Below are 16972 nucleotides of genomic sequence, written 5' to 3' on the forward strand. Positions count from 1 at the left end.
CGCTAACCTCCCGGATGCAAGACCACCTTGGTCCAGCCGTGGTCGCGCACGTCGAAGTGCTGATAGGCGTCAGGCGCCTGGTCGAGTTTCAACTCATGCGACACGATGAACGATGGCTTCGCGCGGCCCGCGTGTATCAGATCGCGCAATTGCCGGTTGTATGCCTTGACGTTGCACTGGCCCGTGGCGATGTGCTGCCCCTTGAACCAGCACTTGCCCCAGTCGAACGCGATCTGACCTTTCTTCGCCAGTTCGTCGTGCGCGCCCGGATCCTCGGGAATGAACACGCCCACCACGCCGATCCCGCCGGTGAACTTGACCGACGACACGAGGTTGTTCATCGTGAGATTGGGGTTCTCGTGGCGTTGCGGAGCCGGATCGTGGCACTGGTAGCCAACGCATTCGCATCCCACGTCCGCGCCCATGCCTTGGGTGAGATCCATGACCCGCTGCACCGGATCTTCCTTCGAATAATCGATCGCGATCGCGCCGATGGACTCCGCGAGCTTGAGCCGGTCGGGATGGCAATCGACCACCATGACGCTGCGGGCGCCCTTGATCATCGCCGAGTGCGCGGCCATCAGACCGACGGGGCCGGAGCCGTAGATCACCACGGCGTCGCCGGGCCTCATGCCGGCGAGTTCGGTCGCGTGCCAGCCGGTCGGGAAGATGTCGGCGCACATCACGTAGTCGGTCTGCTTCTGCTGGGCGTCAGGCGGCAGCTTCAAGGACATGAAGTCGGCCCAAGGCACCCGGAGATATTCGGCCTGTCCGCCCGGCCACGGACCCATGTCCGCAAAGCCGAATGCGCCGCCGGCGATTCCCGGCTGGTTCGCGCTCAGGCAAAACGCCGTGAGGCCGCGCTCGCAGTTCATGCAGTGGCCACAACTTACATTGAATGGCAGGCACACCCAGTCGCCGGGCTTGATCCGCTCCACGGCAGGCCCGACCTCCTGAACGACGCCCAGATTTTCATGACCGAAGATGCGGCCTTGCTCGAAGTCGGTTCGGCCCTCGTACATATGCAGATCGGAACCGCAGATGTTGGTACTGGTGATTCTGACGATGGCGTCGGTCGGACGCTCGATCTTGGGATCCGGAACATTCTCGACCGTAACTTCACGAGGACCGCGATACACAACGGCTTTCATATGTTTCTCCCGAGAGTTCAACTGCGAAGAGCCTGAGCCGCGAAACCTTCGGCGGCTGTCGGCGTCGACAAACCCGCAGACCCACCTGCGGTACGTCCCTCTCTCATGCAGACCGGCACTTTGCAGACAGCGTCTGCTATTGCTGGTTGAAGCCGGACAATCTATCGCCATCCTAAATAGTGAGTGCCATGCGCTTCCGGATTCTTGGTGACGGTGCGCGATGTAAGGGCAGCTATCCGCGTGCCCGATTCGGGTCGACAGAGGCGACTCGCGGATGAGCATCGAGATCCAGTGCGATTGATACGGCTATCTAATCGATGCGTGGGGGTGACGTGTAATCGCGTAGTCGCGGAGAACTTGCACCGGGCTGCAGATCTTGCAAGAGCGGCCTGGTTCGAGAACCGGAAGGGTCGCTATTCGGTCAGTTGACTCGCGGGCTTAACCTGCATCGCCGGTCGTTTGTCGAAGCGATTGTCCATGACAAAAAAGCTCGGCGCGCCCGCAGATCGGACACGGCAGCGCATAAGGACACTCATTGACATGGACACCGATGCAGGACCAGCGACTCCCGATTCCCGGCCGGCGTCGATGGCCCGATGGCCAACCAACGATGCGGGCAAGACAGCATGCGTTGAACGGAACGTCGAATGCTGTTTGCGTGGCGGTTGCCGCGTTGCTGTGAAGCGAAGAGGATGCCGCGCGATACAACCGCTCACTCACAATGGAGGCTAGCGACGAGAGCGCTCATCTGGGAAGGCAAGAAGGACATCCGGTGCGAGTCGGTTCCGGACCCGGTCATAGAACATCCCCGCGATGCGATCATTAAGGTAACGACATGTGCCATCTGCGGCTCGGACTTGCATCTGTTCGATGGGTTCATGCCCGGCATGGAATCCGGCGACATCATGGGCCACGAATTCATGGGCGAGGTGGTGGAAGTCGGCAACGCGAATAGCATGCTGAAGATCGGCGATCGGGTCGTCGTTCCCTTCACGATCATCTGCGGCGAATGCGAACAGTGCAAGCGCGGCAACTTTTCCGTCTGTGAGCGGAGCAATCGGAACCAGGACGTCGCGAACAAGGTGTTCGGCCACACGACTGCGGGCTTGTTCGGCTATACGCATCTCACAGGCGGCTATCCGGGCGGTCAGGCCGAATACGTGCGCGTACCGTATGCGGACAGAACGCACGTGAAGATTCCCGACGGCCTCACCGACGAGCAGGTGCTCTTCCTCGGCGACATCTTTCCGACCGGCTGGCAGGCGGCGGCTCAGTGCGACATCGAGCCGACAGACACCGTTGCGATCTGGGGGGCAGGGCCCGTCGGCCAGATGACGATTCGCAGCGCCGTTCTGCTCGGCGCGAAGCAGGTGATTGCAATCGACCGGGTGCCCGAGCGTCTCGCCATGGCACGTGCGGGCGGGGCCACGGTCATCAACTTCGAAGAAGAGAGCGTCCTCGAGCGCTTGGCCGATCTCACACAAGGCAAGGGCCCCGAGAAGTGCATCGACGCGGTCGGCATGGAGTCGCATGCGACGCGCTCATTCGATTCCCTGTACGACCGGGCGAAGCAGGCCGTGATGTTGGAAACGGACCGGCCGCACGTATTGCGGGAGATGATCTACGTCTGCCGTCCGGCGGGCACGCTGTCGGTTCCAGGCGTGTACGGCGGTCTCATCGACAAGATTCCGTTCGGCGCTTCCATGAACAAGGGGCTGACATGGCGCATGGGCCAAACACATGTGAACCGCTGGACGGACGACCTGTTGCGGCGCATTCAGGAAGGGCAGATTGATCCGTCGTTCGTCATCACGCACACGGTGCCGCTCGATCAAGGACCCGAGATGTACAAGACATTCCGCGACAAGGAAGATGGCTGCATCAAGGTCGTGCTGAAGCCTTAGTCGGGAAGACGGCGGCTTGCCTGAATCCGCTGGTGCGGACGTTCCGCCGCGACCGTTGAAACGGTCGCACGATCATGGACGGAAGCACCCCGAATGTCACTGCCGCAAGCCGCCTTCTTCTATGGCGCGGCGACCGCACTGTCGACGGCTTGAGTCAGTTGCGCGATATCGACCGGCTTCGTGAAGTGAAAATCGAATCCGGCGTCTGTTGTGCGCGCCCGGTCCTGTTGCTGACCCCAGCCGGTGACGGCAATGAGCGTCACGTCGTGCGTCGAGGGCGTTGCCCGTATGCGGCGCGCGACGTCGAGCCCGCTCATGCCCGGCAAGCCGAGGTCGAGCAAGATCACGTTCGGGTTGTATTCGCCGAGGAGTTCGATCGCCTCTTCGCCGGAATAGACTGTTCGTACATCGTGTCCCTGCATCTCCAGAAACGCCGTCATTGCGTCCGCTGCATCGACGTTGTCGTCGACGACCAGGATCCGGCGCTTCGGGGCCGACGCGTGAACGGCAAGCGCAGCGCGTGTTGGCGCCGGCATAGGCAACACGCGCGACGTCGCGGGCAGATGAATGGCAAAGCAGCTCCCCCGATCCTTTCCGCCACTCGACGCGGTGAGTCGGCCTCCATGCAGCTCGATGAGCGATTTGGACAGCGCGAGTCCGATGCCAAGACCGCCCTGCCGATGCTGATCTCGATTGACCTGGGAAAACATCGCGAAGATCGCCGACAGTTTGTCCGGCTCGATGCCGATACCGTTGTCCGTGACCGACAGGACGATCTCGGCGTCGTCAGCCGTCGCCGCGAGTTCGATGCGCCCGCCCGGTGGCGTGTACTTCGCCGCGTTCATCAGCAGGTTGGCCAGCACTTGCGCGAGCCGGAGCCGGTCCGCCTCGATATGCAATGGTCTGACGGGCGGCTTGATGACGAGCTCGTGCCCCTTGCCTGCGAGGATCGGTCTCGCGATTTCGACCGCTTCGTCGACGACTTCGCGCATCGCCACGGCCTCTTTGCGCAGCTTGAGCGCGCCGCGCGTGATGCGCGACACGTCCAGCAAGTCGTCGAGCAGAAGCGCCATCGCGGCCGACTGCCGGCGCAGCACGCTGATGCACCAGATCCTGCGCTCTTCCGTCAAGTTCGGCTGTTCGAGTATCTCCGCGACGTGTCGGATCGGCGCGAGCGGATTACGCAATTCATGTGCGAGCGTCGCGAGAAACTCGTCCTTGCGGCGGTCAGCCTCCGAAAGGGCCTGTTCGGCCCGCACGCGTGGCGTCACGTCTCCGAACCACGCCACGACCGAACCGTCCAGAGACGCCGCGACGACGTGAAACCACTGCTCGCCGTTTTCACCCGATACGCGTATGTCGAAGGCCTCTCTTCCCGGGCGCTGGGCGAGCGGTGTGAGCCGCTCGAGCAGCATGTTCGCCTCCCACCCGGCCGGACGCACATATGCCGTGGAACTGCCGATCACGACTGCGGCGTTCTGATTGAAAAGCTGGGCGGCCGCCTTGTTCAGATAGTCCCATCGAAACTCGGCGATGCGGCCCTCGCGAACGACCGGGGTCAGGATGACGAACGGGACGCCTGCGCTGTCCAGGGCCACGTCGAACCGGTGTCGCGCCTGGCGCTCGACCTGCAGAAGGCGATCCGTGGCCTCCTGCGTAGCGGCTTCGGCGCTTCCTGCACGCCGCGCCACCTTGGCGAGTTGCTGCCCGGCCGCCACCAGAAATGCCCCGACCAACGCGTATGCCACCAGTACGATGCGGTCGTCGTGTTGCAGAACGGCCAGACTGCCGACGGGCGGCATCCAGAGCGCGCCGAAGGCCATGCCGCTCACGAGAAGCAGCGATCCCGACCACGCGCCGAACAGCACCGTGATCAACGGAAGCGTCGCGCTGAAGAAGAGGAATGTCAGCCGTCCGTGGGCAACCATCGTCAGCGCCTGCTGAGCTGTCACGATAACGGCGGTAGCTGCAATACCGAAGACCAGGCGCTGTTTCGGTGGATATTGGGCGATGCGTACGATCATGGTCGTGACTCGATTGGGCTGGTTGTTATCCTGTCCACTGTGCAGTCTTTGTTCCTATCTTCTCGCGACTTGCAGAGCGTTGGAATCCGCTGCCGGCGGAACTCGGTGCCCCTCGCTCGGTCAGCGAGTCGGGTCCGAGTCGCCAACAAAAAAGCGCCGACTCCATTACGGGGGCGGCGCTTGAAAGTCCGTCAAAGAAGCGAGATTCCGACGAACCTGAGAGACCTGAATTCTAGGCAGAAAGGTCCACCGGTTCTAATAGCATCGCGTGATGGCTCGGATAAAACTTTCTTATATCGGGATTACACAGGATGACTCTTGCCTTTCTTTTTGGTGCCTTGGCTCGGCACGACGAAGCCGGCCCGCCACCCGCCATCACCGCAGCGGCGCGATCCCGTCCGCGACGCCGGCTGGCATGCAGATATGCTTGAGCTCGGTGAAATCCGCAAGGGCATCATAGCCATGAAGCCGTCCCAGCCCGCTTTGACGATAGCCGCCGGTTTCCGCCTCGGCGAATAGCTTGTTGTGATCGTTGATCCACACCGTCCCGTTGCGCAGCGCCCGCGCCATGCGAAACGCGCGCGGACCATCGTTCGTCCACACGCTCGCGGAGAGGCCGAAAACCGTATCGTTGGCTTTCAGAATCGCTTCCTGCTCGTTCTCGAACACCTCCAGCGTGACGAACGGACCGAATATCTCGTCCTGACAGAAGAACGCCTTGGGGTCGGCATGCTCGACGAGCGTCGGCGACAGAAACGCATGTCCCGATGGAGCACCGCGCAGCAGCAAGCGATCGGCAGTCGCGCACGCACGTTCGATCGTGTGCTCGACGGAATCGCGCGTGGCGGCGTCGATGAGCGCGCCGATATCCGTCGCCGGATCGATGCCCGGCCCCACCTTCAGCGACGCGAGCGCCGACGCGAGCTTCTCGCGCATGTCCGCCGCCCGCGACGCATGAACCAGCACGCGGCGCGCCGCGGTGCATTGCTGACCCGAGATGATCGTCGCGGCCCGCGCGAGACGCGGCGCGATGGCGTCGATATCCGCATCGCCGAACACGACGCAGCACGACTTGCCGCCGAGTTCGAGCGACAGCTTCTTGATGCTGTCCGCCGCCGCGACCATGATCTTCTTGCCCGTCGCGGTCGATCCCGTAAAGCTGAGGACATCGACGCCGTGTGAATCCGCGAGCCGCTCGCTCGCCGCATATCCGCGCTCGTTGACGAGATTCACGGCGCCCTTGGGCAACGCGGTGAGCTCGAAGCAGCGCATCATCGCGGCCGTCACGAGCGAAGTCTGGGCGGCGGGCTTGACGATCGCCGTGCAACCGGCCGCCAGCGCGGGCGCGAGCGAGCGCACGAGCAACACGGCGGGCGCGTTCCACGGCACGATGATCGCGACGACGCCGGCCGCTTCGCGCAGCATCGTCGATATCGTGCCGGGCTCAGGCTCCAGCACATGCCCGGCGATATGGCGCGCAAGACCCGCGTAATAGCGCACCTCCGAGATGGCGCCCGCGATCTCGCCACGCGACTGCGCGATCGTCTTGCCGTTCTCGCGCGTGAGCAGCGTCGCGAGCGACTCGCGCTCGTGGTCCAGCGCCGCGGCCCACGCCAGCAGCACGTCCTGACGCAAACGCGCGTCCTGCGCCCACGTCGTGCGATCGAACACATGTCGCGCGGCGGCGATGGCTGCGTCGGCTTCGTGCGCGCCGCCGTCGGCATATTGGCCGATGGCTTCCCCCGTCGCGGGGTCGATGCTGTCGAGCGTCGGCCTGCCGGTCCATTCGCCGGCGATCCAGTGTCGTGCGTTCATGCGGAGCTTTCCTTGATTAAGGGGGAGGGTTCGTCACCCGAAAAGTTCGACGCCCGATGCAACTCGTCGCCGATGATCGCGATGAGCGCTTCGGCCGCCGCGCTCAACGGGCGGCGCGGATGGCTCACGCAGAGAATGTGTCGCACGATGCGCGGCGCAAGAATCGGACATGCGCGCAACGTGCCGTGCCGCGCGGCCCGCTCGACGACGATGCGCGGCAGGATCGTCGCGAAGCGCGTATTTTCGACGAGCTTGAGAATGGTCGACAGCACGTCGATCTCGAAGCGCGGCGCAAGCAGGATGTCTTCGTGCTGCGCGGCGCTGTCGAGCACGCCGCGCAGACCGTGGCGCTTGGTCGGCAGCACGAGTTCCAGTTCCGGCAGTTGCGCGAGTTCGATCGCGTGCGGCAGATCCGGTCCATGCGTCGCACTGGTGGCGAGCACCATCTCTTCGTCGAGCAGCGGGCGCGAGTCGAGCGAAAGACGCGCGCGCGGCTTGTTGATGATGGCGGCATCGAGCTGGCCGCCCGCGACCCAGTCGATGAAGGTGGCGCTGTAGCCATCGGCGACGGTGACTTCGACATCCGGGTAACGCGCGTGAAAGCGCGACAGCGAATCCGCGAGCACGCTCTCCGTCACCGATGCGATCAACCCTATGCCGACATGTCCCGTGACCACTTCGTCGCGCTGCACGAGTTGCTGCCGCGCGTGGGCCAGGTCCCGCATGATCGGCAAGAACAGGCGGTACATCAGCCGTCCCGCGGCGGTCGGCGCCATGCCGTGCGCGCCGCGCTCGAAAAGCTGCTGATGCAATTCGTCCTCGAGCTTCGCGATCTGCATGCTGAGCGCGGGCTGCACGATGTTGAGACGCTTGGCCGCGCGCGTGACCGAGCCGTCCTCGAACAGCGCGATGAAGTACTGGATTTGCTTGAGGTCCATGTTCCGTGGGGTATCAGCGATGCTAATAGGCGACCGCACCGTTATCAGACTGCTTCGATGGACCGCGCCGGGCGTTTGTTCAGGCTTGCTGCTCAAGCGCCCATTCGCGCGTGCTCCATTGATACGTGACCGTAACAACCGTGTCATCCGGGCTAGCACCGATATAAGCACGAATGATTCGGCGCATCAATAAACAGTATTAGCCGTTATGGGGCGATCTCGCTACGCTTCATCCAATGCGCTGGCTTTGGCAGGCGCGCCCAGATGGAGACGCTGATGAACACACGCGATGCCGCAACGAACGGCAATCCCGCATTCTCGTGGGCCCCGGATCGCACCGATACCGGCTCCCTTTCGCTGCGCGACTGGCTCGCGCATCTTGCGCGGACCGGCCGCGTCGCGACGATCGACAAGCCCGTTGCGCTCGAACATGAACTCGCTGCCATCGCCAAGCGCCTCGACGGCACGCAGGCGGCGTTCTTCACGCAGCCGGGCGGTCACGCGGTGCCTGTCGTCAGCGGCTTCATGGCGAAGCGTGCATGGATCGCGGAAGCGATGGGCGTCGACGAAACCGAACTGCTCGCCCGCTTCTCGGCTGCTGCTGCTGCGCCGCTTCCATCGAAACGCGTCGAGCGCGAAAACGCGCCGTGCCAGCAAGTCGTGCATACGAACGGCATCGACCTGCACGCGCTGTTGCCGATTCCGACGCATAGCGAACACGACAACGGCCCGTACATCACCGCGGGTCTCGTGATTGCACGCAATCCGCGGACCGGCGTGCAGAACGTTTCGATCAACCGCATTCAGGTGCATGGCCGCGACCGCATGGCGATCCTGCTGCTGCCGCGCCACCTCTATGCCTTTCAGCGCGCGGCGGAAGAAGCCGGCGATGCGCTGGATGTCGCCGTAGCCATCGGCGTCGATCCGCTCACGATGCTCGCTTCGCAAGCGATCACGCCGATCGATCACGACGAGCTGGAGATCGCGGGTGCGCTGCATGGCGCGCCGCTGCCCGTCGTCGCGTGCGTGACGAACGGCGTGCATGTGCCGGCGTTCGCGGAGATCGTGATCGAAGGGCGCATTCTGCCGGACGTGCGCGAGCCGGAAGGACCGTTCGGCGAATTCCCGAAGTACTACAGTGCAAAGGAAGCGCGCGAAGTCATCGAAGTGACGGCGGTGACGCATCGGCTCGATCCGGTCTTTCATACGATCGTGCCCGCCGAGATGGAGCATCTGCTGCTCGGTGCGATTCCGCGCGAAGCGACGTTGCTCGCGCACCTTCAACGCAGCCATCCCAACGTGAAGGACGTGCATCTTTCGGTGGGCGGCGTGTGCCGTTATCACCTGTGGGTGCAGTTCGACAAGAAGCGCGAAGGCGAAGCGAAGAACGTGATCCTATGCGCGTTCGGCGCGCATTACGACATCAAGCAAGTGGTCGTAGTCGATCCCGATGTGAACGTGCACGATCCCGCCGAAATCGAATGGGCCATCGCGACGCGTTTTCAGGCGGACCGCGATCTCGTCGTGATCGCGGGCGCGCAGGGTTCGCCGCTCGATCCGTCGACGACTGTCGGCCAGCCCGCCGATGCGCCCGCGCATCTGCAAGGCATGAGCACGAAGATGGGCCTCGATGCGACGCGCCCCGTCGTCTATGCCGAGCACGTCTTTACGCGCGTGCGCATTCCCGGACAGGACGCAGTCGATCTGGACGCGCTCGTCGCCGCCGACAACAGCGCACTGGACGCCTACCTGGCGCGCAATCATGGCTGAGCAGAAGAAGCGCCTCGTCGTCGGCATTTCCGGCGCGAGCGGCGCGGTGATCGGCGTGCGCCTGCTCGCTGCGTTGCGGCGGCTCGGCACGCACGAGACGCATCTGATCGTGTCGGCATCGGGCGCGGTGACGGCGGCGCAGGAACTCGGGCTGACGCGCGGCGACATCGACCAGCTCGCCGACGTCGTCCACAACGTGCGCGATATCGGCGCGTCGGTCGCAAGCGGATCGTATGTCAGCGACGGCATGGTGATTGCACCGTGTTCGATGAAGACGCTCGCGGCCGTCGCCAACGGCTTCGCCGACAACCTGCTCACGCGCGCCGCCGACGTGATGCTCAAGGAACGCCGCCGCCTCGTGCTCGTCGCGCGCGAAACGCCGCTCAATCTCGCGCATCTGCGCAACATGACGCTCGCCACCGAAATGGGCGCGATCGTGATGCCGCCGGTGCCCGCGTTCTACGCGCATCCGAAGAGCATCGACGATGTGGTCGATCACACGGTCGGGCGCATTCTCGATCTCTTCGGCATCGAGCATCAGGAGATCGCGCGACGCTGGAGCGGCCTCGCCGATGCATTCGGCCGCCGCGCGCAAGATGAGGAATGATGCGATGAATCAGCGCGATACCGCCTTCGCAGATATCAATGCACGCGTCGCCGACGACGCCGTTGCCACGCCGCAGCGCCACGTCGGCCGCGCCATGCAGCGCCTCGAAGATCCGGCGATTCTCACGGGCCGCGGCCGTTACGGCGATGACATTGCCGTGAAACCAGGCACGCTGCACGCCGCGATCCTGCGCTCGCCGCACGCTCATGCCGACATCGTTTCTATCGACACGGACGCCTCGTTGAAGCTGCACGGCGTGCATGCGGTGCTCACGCGCGACGATCTGCGTGCGTGGTCGCGTCCGTTCGTCGTCGGCGTGAAATCGCCGATGGAACAGTGGGCGCTCGCCATGGACCGCGTGCGCTATGTGGGCGAGCCGGTCGCGGTCGCCATCGCGGATTCGCGTGCCCTCGCGGAAGACGCGCTCGATCTCATCAAGGTCGAATACGCGACGCTCGATCCGGTCACGTCGATCGAGCAGTCGGTGCGGGACGACGCGCCGTTGCTGCACGAGCGCGTCGGCAGCAACGTCGTCAGCGACCGGCATTTCCGCTACGGCGAGCCGGAAGCGGCGTTCGAGAACGCGCCGCATCGCGTGAAGCTCGTCGCGCAGTATCCGCGCAACACCTGCGCGCCGATCGAGTGCGGCGTCGTGATCGCCGAATATCTGTCCGGCGACGAAGGCTACGACGTCACGTCGAACTTCATGGGGCCGTTCTCGCTGCACGCCGTCATGGCGATGGCGCTGAACGTGCCCGCGAACCGTCTGCGTCACAAGGCTCCGCGCGACTCGGGCGGCAGCTTCGGCGTGAAGCAGGCCGTGTTTCCGTATGTCGTGCTGATGTGCCTCGCGTCGCGCAAGGCGGGCGCGCCGGTGAAATGGGTCGAGGACCGGCTGGAGCACCTGAGCGCGGCGACCTCCGCGACGGCGCGCCTCTCGACCATCGAGGCGGCGGTGCAAAGCGATGGCCGCATCGTCGCGCTGTCCTACGACCAGCTCGAAGACGTCGGCGGTTACGTGCGCGCGCCGGAGCCCGCGACGTTCTACCGGATGCACGGCTGTCTGACGGGCGCGTATGCGATCCCGAATCTGCTCGTGCGCAATCGGGTCGTGCTCACGAACAAGACGCCGACCGGCCTCGTGCGCGGCTTCGGCGGACCGCAGGTGTACTTCGCGCTGGAGCGGCTGATTCAGCGCATTGCCATCGAACTGAAGCTCGACGTGCTCGACGTGTATCGCCGCAACTTCGTTCCCGCCGATGCGTTTCCGTATCGCGCGGCGGCCGGCGCGCTGCTCGATTCAGGCAACTATCAGGAAGCGCTGCGCCGCTCGATCGACGAAGGCGGCTACGCCGAACTCGTCGCACGCCGCGATGCCGCGCGCAGGGAAGGGCGGCTCTTCGGCATCGGCTTCGCGGCGATCGTGGAGCCGTCGGTATCGAACATGGGCTACATCACGACCGTCATGCCCGCCGACGCGCGCCGCAAGGCCGGGCCGAAGAACGGCGCGATCGCGAGCGCCACAGTCAGCGTCGATCTGCTGGGCGGCGTCGTCGTGACGATCGCATCGACGCCCGCGGGGCAGGGGCACATGACGGTGTGCGCGCAAGTCGTCGCCGATGTGCTCGGGCTGGACCCGAAGGACATCGTCGTCAACGTCGAATTCGATACGCACAAGGACGCGTGGTCCGTCGCGGCGGGCAACTATTCGAGCCGCTTCGCGGGCGCGGTGGCGGGCACGGTGCATCTGGCCGCCACGCGCGTGCGCGAGAAGCTGTCGCGCGTGCTCGCGAAGCAGTTCGGCTGCTCGCCCGACGAGATCCGCTTCGAAGGCGCGCGCATCTTTCCTGTGCACGCCGAGGATCGCGCGCTGCCGTTCGCGCGCGCCGCGAGCAATGCGCCGCACTGGGCGCCCGCGCTCCTGCCCGAAGGCGAGGAGCCGGGCCTGCGCGAGACTGTGTTCTGGTCGCCGCCGCACATGGACGCGCCCGACGAGGCCGACCGCATCAACACGTCGGCGGCGTATGGCTTCGCGTTCGACATGTGCGGCGTCGAAGTGGACCGTGCGACCGGGCGCGTGCGGATCGACCGTTATGTCACCGTGCACGATGCCGGCACGATCCTCAATCCCGCGCTCGCCGATGGCCAGATTCGCGGCGCCTTCGCGCAGGGCGTCGGCGCGGCGCTGATGGAGGAGTTCCGCTACGGCGCGGACGGCAGCTTCCAGTCCGGCACGCTCGCCGACTATCTGATGCCGACGACCTGCGAAGTGCCCGATCCGGTGATCGTGCATCTGGAGACGCCGTCGCCGTTCACGCCGCTCGGCGCGAAAGGGCTCGGCGAAGGCAACAACATGAGCACGCCGCCGTGCATCGCGAACGCGGTGGCCGATGCGCTCGGCGTCGAAGACATTCGCTTGCCGCTCACGCCGTCCAGGGTCATGGCGATGATCGGCATCGACGATCCGGAGCCGTCGCGCCCCGAATATCGCGAAGCGCCGGCGGCGAAGCCCGCGACGCCGGGCGGCGGACGCGCACTGACGGCGCAGGGAAGCGTCGATCTGCCCGCGACGCCGGAAGCCGTGTTCGCCGTGCTGCTCGATCCGAAGGCGCTCGCTAACGTGATTCCGGGCTGTCATGCGCTCGAAGAAACCGCGCCGAACCAGTATCGCGCGGACGTGACCGTGGGCGTCGGCCTCATCAAGGCACGTTTCGAGGCGCGCATCGGCTTGTCGGAGATCGACGCGCCGCATCGTCTGCGGCTGGCGGGCGCGGGCACGTCGCCGCTCGGCAGCGCGCGCGGCAGCGGTCTCGTCGAACTGAAGCCGCAAGGCAGCGGCACGCGGCTCACGTACGACTACGAAGCGCAGGTGTCGGGCAAGGTCGCCGCGGTCGGCGGCCGCATGCTCGAAGGCGCGACGAAGGTCGTGCTGAATCAATTGTTCGAATCGCTCGGGCGGCAGGCGGCGGGCAAGCCCGTGCAGACGCGCGGATCGTGGCTCGCGAGATTCCTCGCACGTTTCAGGAGGCGCGCATGAAGCCCGTAGCGTTCGATTATCTGCGCGCGCCGACCACGCAGGACGCGCTCGACGCCCTTGCGCAATACGGCGAGGACGCGCGCGTGCTGGCGGGCGGACAGTCGCTGATGGCCGTGCTCAACATGCGGCTCGCGCAGCCGAAGATGCTCGTCGATATATCCCGCACCGCCGAACTCAGTGCCGTGCGCATCGACGAGAAAGCGGGGCGGCTCGTCGTGAGTGCGGCCGCGACGCAAGGCAGCGTCGAATGGCGCGCGACGCTCGCAGAAGAAGTGCCGCTGCTCGCGATGGCCTTTCCGCATATCTCGCATTTTCAGATCCGCAATCGCGGAACGGTGTGCGGATCGATCGCACATGCGGACCCGAGCGCGGAACTGCCGCTCGTGCTCTCGGCGCTCGGCGGCGACGTGATGCTGCGCTCGAAGAAGAAGCGGCGCACGCTCGCCGCGCAGGATTTCTTTCAGGGCATGTTGATGACCGCGCGCCAGCCGGACGAACTCGTCGAAGCGGTGCGCTTTCCGCTGCGAAAAGCTGGCGAGCGCTACGCGTTCAGCGAATTCTCCGCGCGTCACGGCGATTTCGCGATCGTCGCGTGCGCGGCGGTCGTATCGGACGATGCGATTCGCATCGCGGTGGGCGGCGTCGCCGACAGGCCCGTGGTCGAAAGCTGGCCGCGTCTCGCAGGCGACGACCTGCGCGGCGCACTGAACGATTTGAGCTGGAAACTGAACGCGCAGGACGACGCGCATATCAGCGCGAAATATCGCCGGAATCTGGTCCGGCAACTCGGATGGCGTGTGATCGAGGAGGCGAAGTGAGCGACATGTCGGCAAACATCATGCGGCGGGACGAACGGCAGCGCATCGCGCTGACGCTCAACGGCCGCGAACGCAGCGGCCATTGCGAGCCGCGCGAACTGCTGTCGGATTTCATCCGGCACGAACTGGGCGCGACCGGCACGCACGTCGGCTGCGAACACGGCGTCTGCGGCGCATGCACCGTGCACGTCGATGGCGTCGCGGCGCGCGCGTGCCTGATGCTCGCGGTGCAGGCGGACGGACGGCGTATCGATACCGTCGAAGGTCTCGCGCCCGAGCAGACGCTCGGCGACCTGCAGCAGGCGTTCCAGCGGCATCACGCCTTGCAGTGCGGCTTCTGCACGGCGGGCATCCTCATGTCGTGCGCGGATTATCTGCAACGCGTGCCGAATCCGACCGAGGAGCAAGTGCGCGAAATGCTGTCGGGGCATATCTGCCGCTGTACGGGCTACACGCCGATCGTGGCGGCGGTGCTCGACGTGGCGGCGCGCCGCCGGACGCAAGCGGACACGAGCGAGGTCGAACATGCTTGATCTCGGCCGCACCTTTCTGCAAAGCGTCGAGCGCAGTCCGAACGCGCTCGCGCTCGTCGATGGCGAACTGCAACTGACCTATGCACAGTGGCATCGCGTGATCCTGAATGTCGCCGATGGCCTGCGCGCGCTCGGTCTCGAACGCGGCGACCGGCTGCTCGTCGTGCTGCAGAACCGCTGGGAAATGGCGACGCTGCATTGGGCGGGACAATTCGCCGGCATCGTGATCGTGCCGCTCAACTGGCGCGCGAAGCCGGACGAACTCGACTATTGCGTGACCGATGCCGGCGTGAAGGCGATCGTCTACGAGCCCGTTTGCGCCGATGCCGTCATCCAGAGTCCGGCTGCGCAGAACGTGCCGCGCATCGGCCTCGACGATGCGCCCGGCCGCAACCTGGGCTTCGATGCGCTCGTTGCCGACCGCAGCGAAGCGCGCCACGACGCGACGACGCGCGCCACCGCCGACGACATCTCGCTGATCCTCTACACGTCCGGCACCACCGGCAAGGCCAAGGGCGTGCCGCGGCGTCATCGTCACGAACGCGCGGGCGCGCTCGCGCATGTCGCGCAGAACCTGTATCGGCGGGGCGAGAGAACGCTCGGCGTGATGCCGCTCTATCACACGATGGGCGTGCGCTCGCTGCTCGCGATGGCGCTCGTCGACGGCCTGTTCGTCTGCGTGCGCCGCTGGAACGCGAAGCTCGCGCTCGAATCCATCGCCGCGCACGGGCTCACGTGCCTCTACCTCGTGCCGACGCTCTATCACGACCTGCTCGCCGACAAGACGTTCGCGGCCACGGACACGTCGTCGGTCAGGAAGCTCGGTTTCGCGGGCGCGCCGATGAACGACGGCCTGCTCAAGCGCCTGTCCGCCGCCTTCGAGCCGGAACTCTTCGTCAATCACTATGGCTCGTCCGAGGTCTATACGTTCAGCATCGATCAGGACGCGACCAAGAAGCCCGGCAGCGCGGGGCGCGCGGGCATCAACACGCGGCTGCGCGTCGTGAAGCTGGATGCCGTATCGCCCGATCAGATCGCCGCTGCCGGCGAGGAAGGCCAGATCATCGCGGACCTGCTCGGCGACGAGGCTTTCGAAGGCTACTGGAATCGCCCGGACGCGAATGCGAAGTCGCTGCGCGAAGGCTGGTACTTCACCGGCGACACCGGCTACTTCGATGCCGACGGCGACCTGTACGTCACCGGCCGCGTCGACGACATGATCATCAGCGGCGGAGAAAACATCTCGCCCGTGGATATCGAATCGGTGCTGTCGCTGCATCCGGCCGTCGACGAAGTCGCGGTCGCGGGCGTCAAGGACGAGCGATGGGGCCAGCGCGTCGTCGCGTTCATCAAGCGCCGCGAGTTCGTCGATGCAGAAGCGCTCGACGGCTGGTGCCGTCAGTCCGATCTCGTCAACTTCAAGCGGCCGCGCGAATACGTGTTCGTCGACGACATACCGAAGTCTCCGGTCGGCAAGATCCTGCGCCGCAAGCTGCAGGCCGGCGAATACGCGAGCGAGACCCACGCAACCTCTACAGAGACCACCAAGGAGTAACCGAACATGAGCGATTTGAACCATCGCGGCCAGACGCTGCTGCAAGACCTGGACGGCTTTTCAGTCGAGATCGACGCCGCCCGCGAGCGCGCCGACATCATCCTGCATCGCCCGCCGTTCAACGTCATTTCGATGCACGCCCGCGACCAGTTGCGCGCTGCATTCGAGGCGCTCGACGAGGACGACCGCGTGCGCGTGATCGTCGTGCGCGCCAGGGGCGAGCACTTCTCGAGCGGCGGCGACATCAAGGGCTTTCTCGAGGCATCGCCGGAACATGTGTCGAAGCTCGCGTGGAATATCGCGGCGCCCGCGCGCTGCTCGAAGCCGGTCATCGCGGCCAATCGCGGATTCTGCTTCGGCGTGGGCTTCGAGTTGTCTCTCGCGTGCGATTTCCGCATCGTCACCGATACGACGTTCTATGCGCTGCCGGAGCAGAAGCTCGGGCAGATTCCCGGCTCGGGCGGCTCGGCGCGCTTGCAGTCGATGGTCGGCATCGGCCGCACGAAGGACATTGTGATGCGCTCGCGCCGCATTCCCGGCAAGCAGGCGTACGAATGGGGCATCGCGGTGGACTGCGTGGCCGACGCGGAACTCGAATCGGCGACGGATGCGCTCGTCGACGAACTGCGCGCGTTCTCGCCGCTGGCACAGCGCACGGCGAAGAAGCTGCTGAACGACTCGGAAGACGCGCCGCTTTCGATCGCGATCGAACTCGAAGGCCATTGCTATAGCCGCCTGCGCTCGTCAGACGATTTCCGCGAAGGCGTCGAAGCGTTCCACGGCAAGCGCAAGCCGGTGTTTCGCGGGTCCTGATCCCGCG

12 protein-coding genes are annotated in these 16972 nt (G+C 65.2%); 8 read left to right on the forward strand and 4 right to left on the reverse strand.

The features are described from left to right. Positions 1–2: 2 nt before the first annotated feature. On the reverse strand, positions 3–1151 hold the full coding sequence (locus BG60_RS06520; protein WP_034470940.1) for a glutathione-independent formaldehyde dehydrogenase: 1149 nt from the start codon (positions 1149–1151) through the stop codon (positions 3–5). A 692-nt stretch (positions 1152–1843) separates the two neighbouring features. Between BG60_RS06520 and BG60_RS06525 the strand changes: the two genes are divergently transcribed. Further along, on the forward strand, positions 1844–3055 hold the full coding sequence (locus tag BG60_RS06525; RefSeq protein WP_051996436.1) for a zinc-dependent alcohol dehydrogenase: 1212 nt from the start codon (positions 1844–1846) through the stop codon (positions 3053–3055). A gap of 119 nt (positions 3056–3174) precedes the next feature. On the opposite strand, the gene BG60_RS06530 is transcribed toward BG60_RS06525, so the two are convergent. The 3 genes from BG60_RS06530 to BG60_RS06540 form a co-directional block, all read right to left on the reverse strand. Then, positions 3175–5079 (reverse strand): hybrid sensor histidine kinase/response regulator, encoded by a 1905-nt coding sequence (locus tag BG60_RS06530; protein WP_008348106.1) that lies wholly within the window; start codon positions 5077–5079, stop codon positions 3175–3177. Between the two features lie 375 nt (positions 5080–5454). Beyond that, the gene (locus BG60_RS06535; protein ID WP_008348105.1) at positions 5455–6894 is read right to left on the reverse strand and encodes an aldehyde dehydrogenase family protein; all 1440 of its coding nucleotides are present in this window, start codon (positions 6892–6894) and stop codon (positions 5455–5457) included. After that, on the reverse strand, positions 6891–7832 hold the full coding sequence (locus BG60_RS06540; RefSeq protein ID WP_008348104.1) for a LysR family transcriptional regulator: 942 nt from the start codon (positions 7830–7832) through the stop codon (positions 6891–6893). The genes BG60_RS06535 and BG60_RS06540 overlap by 4 nt, the downstream gene beginning before the upstream one ends. A 276-nt stretch (positions 7833–8108) precedes the next feature. Here BG60_RS06540 and BG60_RS06545 point away from each other — a divergent pair, with 276 nt between their 5' ends. From BG60_RS06545 to BG60_RS06575, 7 genes are read left to right on the forward strand one after another with little or no spacing between them, the layout of a single operon-like run. After that, positions 8109–9602, forward strand: coding sequence for a UbiD family decarboxylase (locus tag BG60_RS06545; protein WP_034471030.1), 1494 nt, complete (start codon positions 8109–8111; stop codon positions 9600–9602). Beyond that, complete coding sequence (locus tag BG60_RS06550) at positions 9595–10209, forward strand: UbiX family flavin prenyltransferase (protein WP_008348102.1); 615 nt, start codon at positions 9595–9597, stop codon at positions 10207–10209. Before BG60_RS06545 ends, BG60_RS06550 begins: the two co-directional genes overlap by 8 nt. A gap of 4 nt (positions 10210–10213) precedes the next feature. Further along, positions 10214–13246, forward strand: coding sequence for a xanthine dehydrogenase family protein molybdopterin-binding subunit (locus tag BG60_RS06555; RefSeq protein ID WP_008348101.1), 3033 nt, complete (start codon positions 10214–10216; stop codon positions 13244–13246). Beyond that, a complete protein-coding gene (locus BG60_RS06560; protein WP_008348100.1) occupies positions 13243–14064 on the forward strand; it encodes an FAD binding domain-containing protein in 822 nt (273 codons plus the stop codon). The genes BG60_RS06555 and BG60_RS06560 overlap by 4 nt, the downstream gene beginning before the upstream one ends. Before the next feature lie 5 nt (positions 14065–14069). Then, positions 14070–14597, forward strand: a complete 528-nt coding sequence (locus BG60_RS06565) for a (2Fe-2S)-binding protein (protein ID WP_085955302.1) — start codon at positions 14070–14072, stop codon at positions 14595–14597. Further along, positions 14590–16152 carry an AMP-binding protein gene (locus tag BG60_RS06570; RefSeq protein WP_008348097.1) on the forward strand — a complete coding sequence of 521 codons (1563 nt, stop codon included), beginning with the start codon at positions 14590–14592 and terminating at the stop codon, positions 16150–16152. The genes BG60_RS06565 and BG60_RS06570 overlap by 8 nt, the downstream gene beginning before the upstream one ends. Before the next feature lie 6 nt (positions 16153–16158). Beyond that, positions 16159–16965, forward strand: a complete 807-nt coding sequence (locus BG60_RS06575; protein ID WP_008348095.1) for an enoyl-CoA hydratase/isomerase family protein — start codon at positions 16159–16161, stop codon at positions 16963–16965. Positions 16966–16972: the final 7 nt, after the last annotated feature.

The organism is Caballeronia zhejiangensis, from assembly GCF_000698575.1.
Lineage (GTDB): Bacteria > Pseudomonadota > Gammaproteobacteria > Burkholderiales > Burkholderiaceae > Caballeronia > Caballeronia zhejiangensis.

Bases quoted from the DNA above. Each gene is read 5' to 3' on its own strand.
- BG60_RS06520 (WP_034470940.1), bottom strand. From the start codon at position 1,151: ATGAAAGCCGTTGTGTATCGCGGTCCTCGTGAAGTTACGGTCGAGAAT.
- BG60_RS06525 (WP_051996436.1), top strand. From the start codon at position 1,844: ATGCCGCGCGATACAACCGCTCACTCACAATGGAGGCTAGCGACGAGA.
- BG60_RS06530 (WP_008348106.1), bottom strand. From the start codon at position 5,079: ATGATCGTACGCATCGCCCAATATCCACCGAAACAGCGCCTGGTCTTC.
- BG60_RS06535 (WP_008348105.1), bottom strand. From the start codon at position 6,894: ATGAACGCACGACACTGGATCGCCGGCGAATGGACCGGCAGGCCGACG.
- BG60_RS06540 (WP_008348104.1), bottom strand. From the start codon at position 7,832: ATGGACCTCAAGCAAATCCAGTACTTCATCGCGCTGTTCGAGGACGGC.
- BG60_RS06545 (WP_034471030.1), top strand. From the start codon at position 8,109: ATGAACACACGCGATGCCGCAACGAACGGCAATCCCGCATTCTCGTGG.
- BG60_RS06550 (WP_008348102.1), top strand. From the start codon at position 9,595: ATGGCTGAGCAGAAGAAGCGCCTCGTCGTCGGCATTTCCGGCGCGAGC.
- BG60_RS06555 (WP_008348101.1), top strand. From the start codon at position 10,214: ATGAATCAGCGCGATACCGCCTTCGCAGATATCAATGCACGCGTCGCC.
- BG60_RS06560 (WP_008348100.1), top strand. From the start codon at position 13,243: ATGAAGCCCGTAGCGTTCGATTATCTGCGCGCGCCGACCACGCAGGAC.
- BG60_RS06565 (WP_085955302.1), top strand. From the start codon at position 14,070: ATGTCGGCAAACATCATGCGGCGGGACGAACGGCAGCGCATCGCGCTG.
- BG60_RS06570 (WP_008348097.1), top strand. From the start codon at position 14,590: ATGCTTGATCTCGGCCGCACCTTTCTGCAAAGCGTCGAGCGCAGTCCG.
- BG60_RS06575 (WP_008348095.1), top strand. From the start codon at position 16,159: ATGAGCGATTTGAACCATCGCGGCCAGACGCTGCTGCAAGACCTGGAC.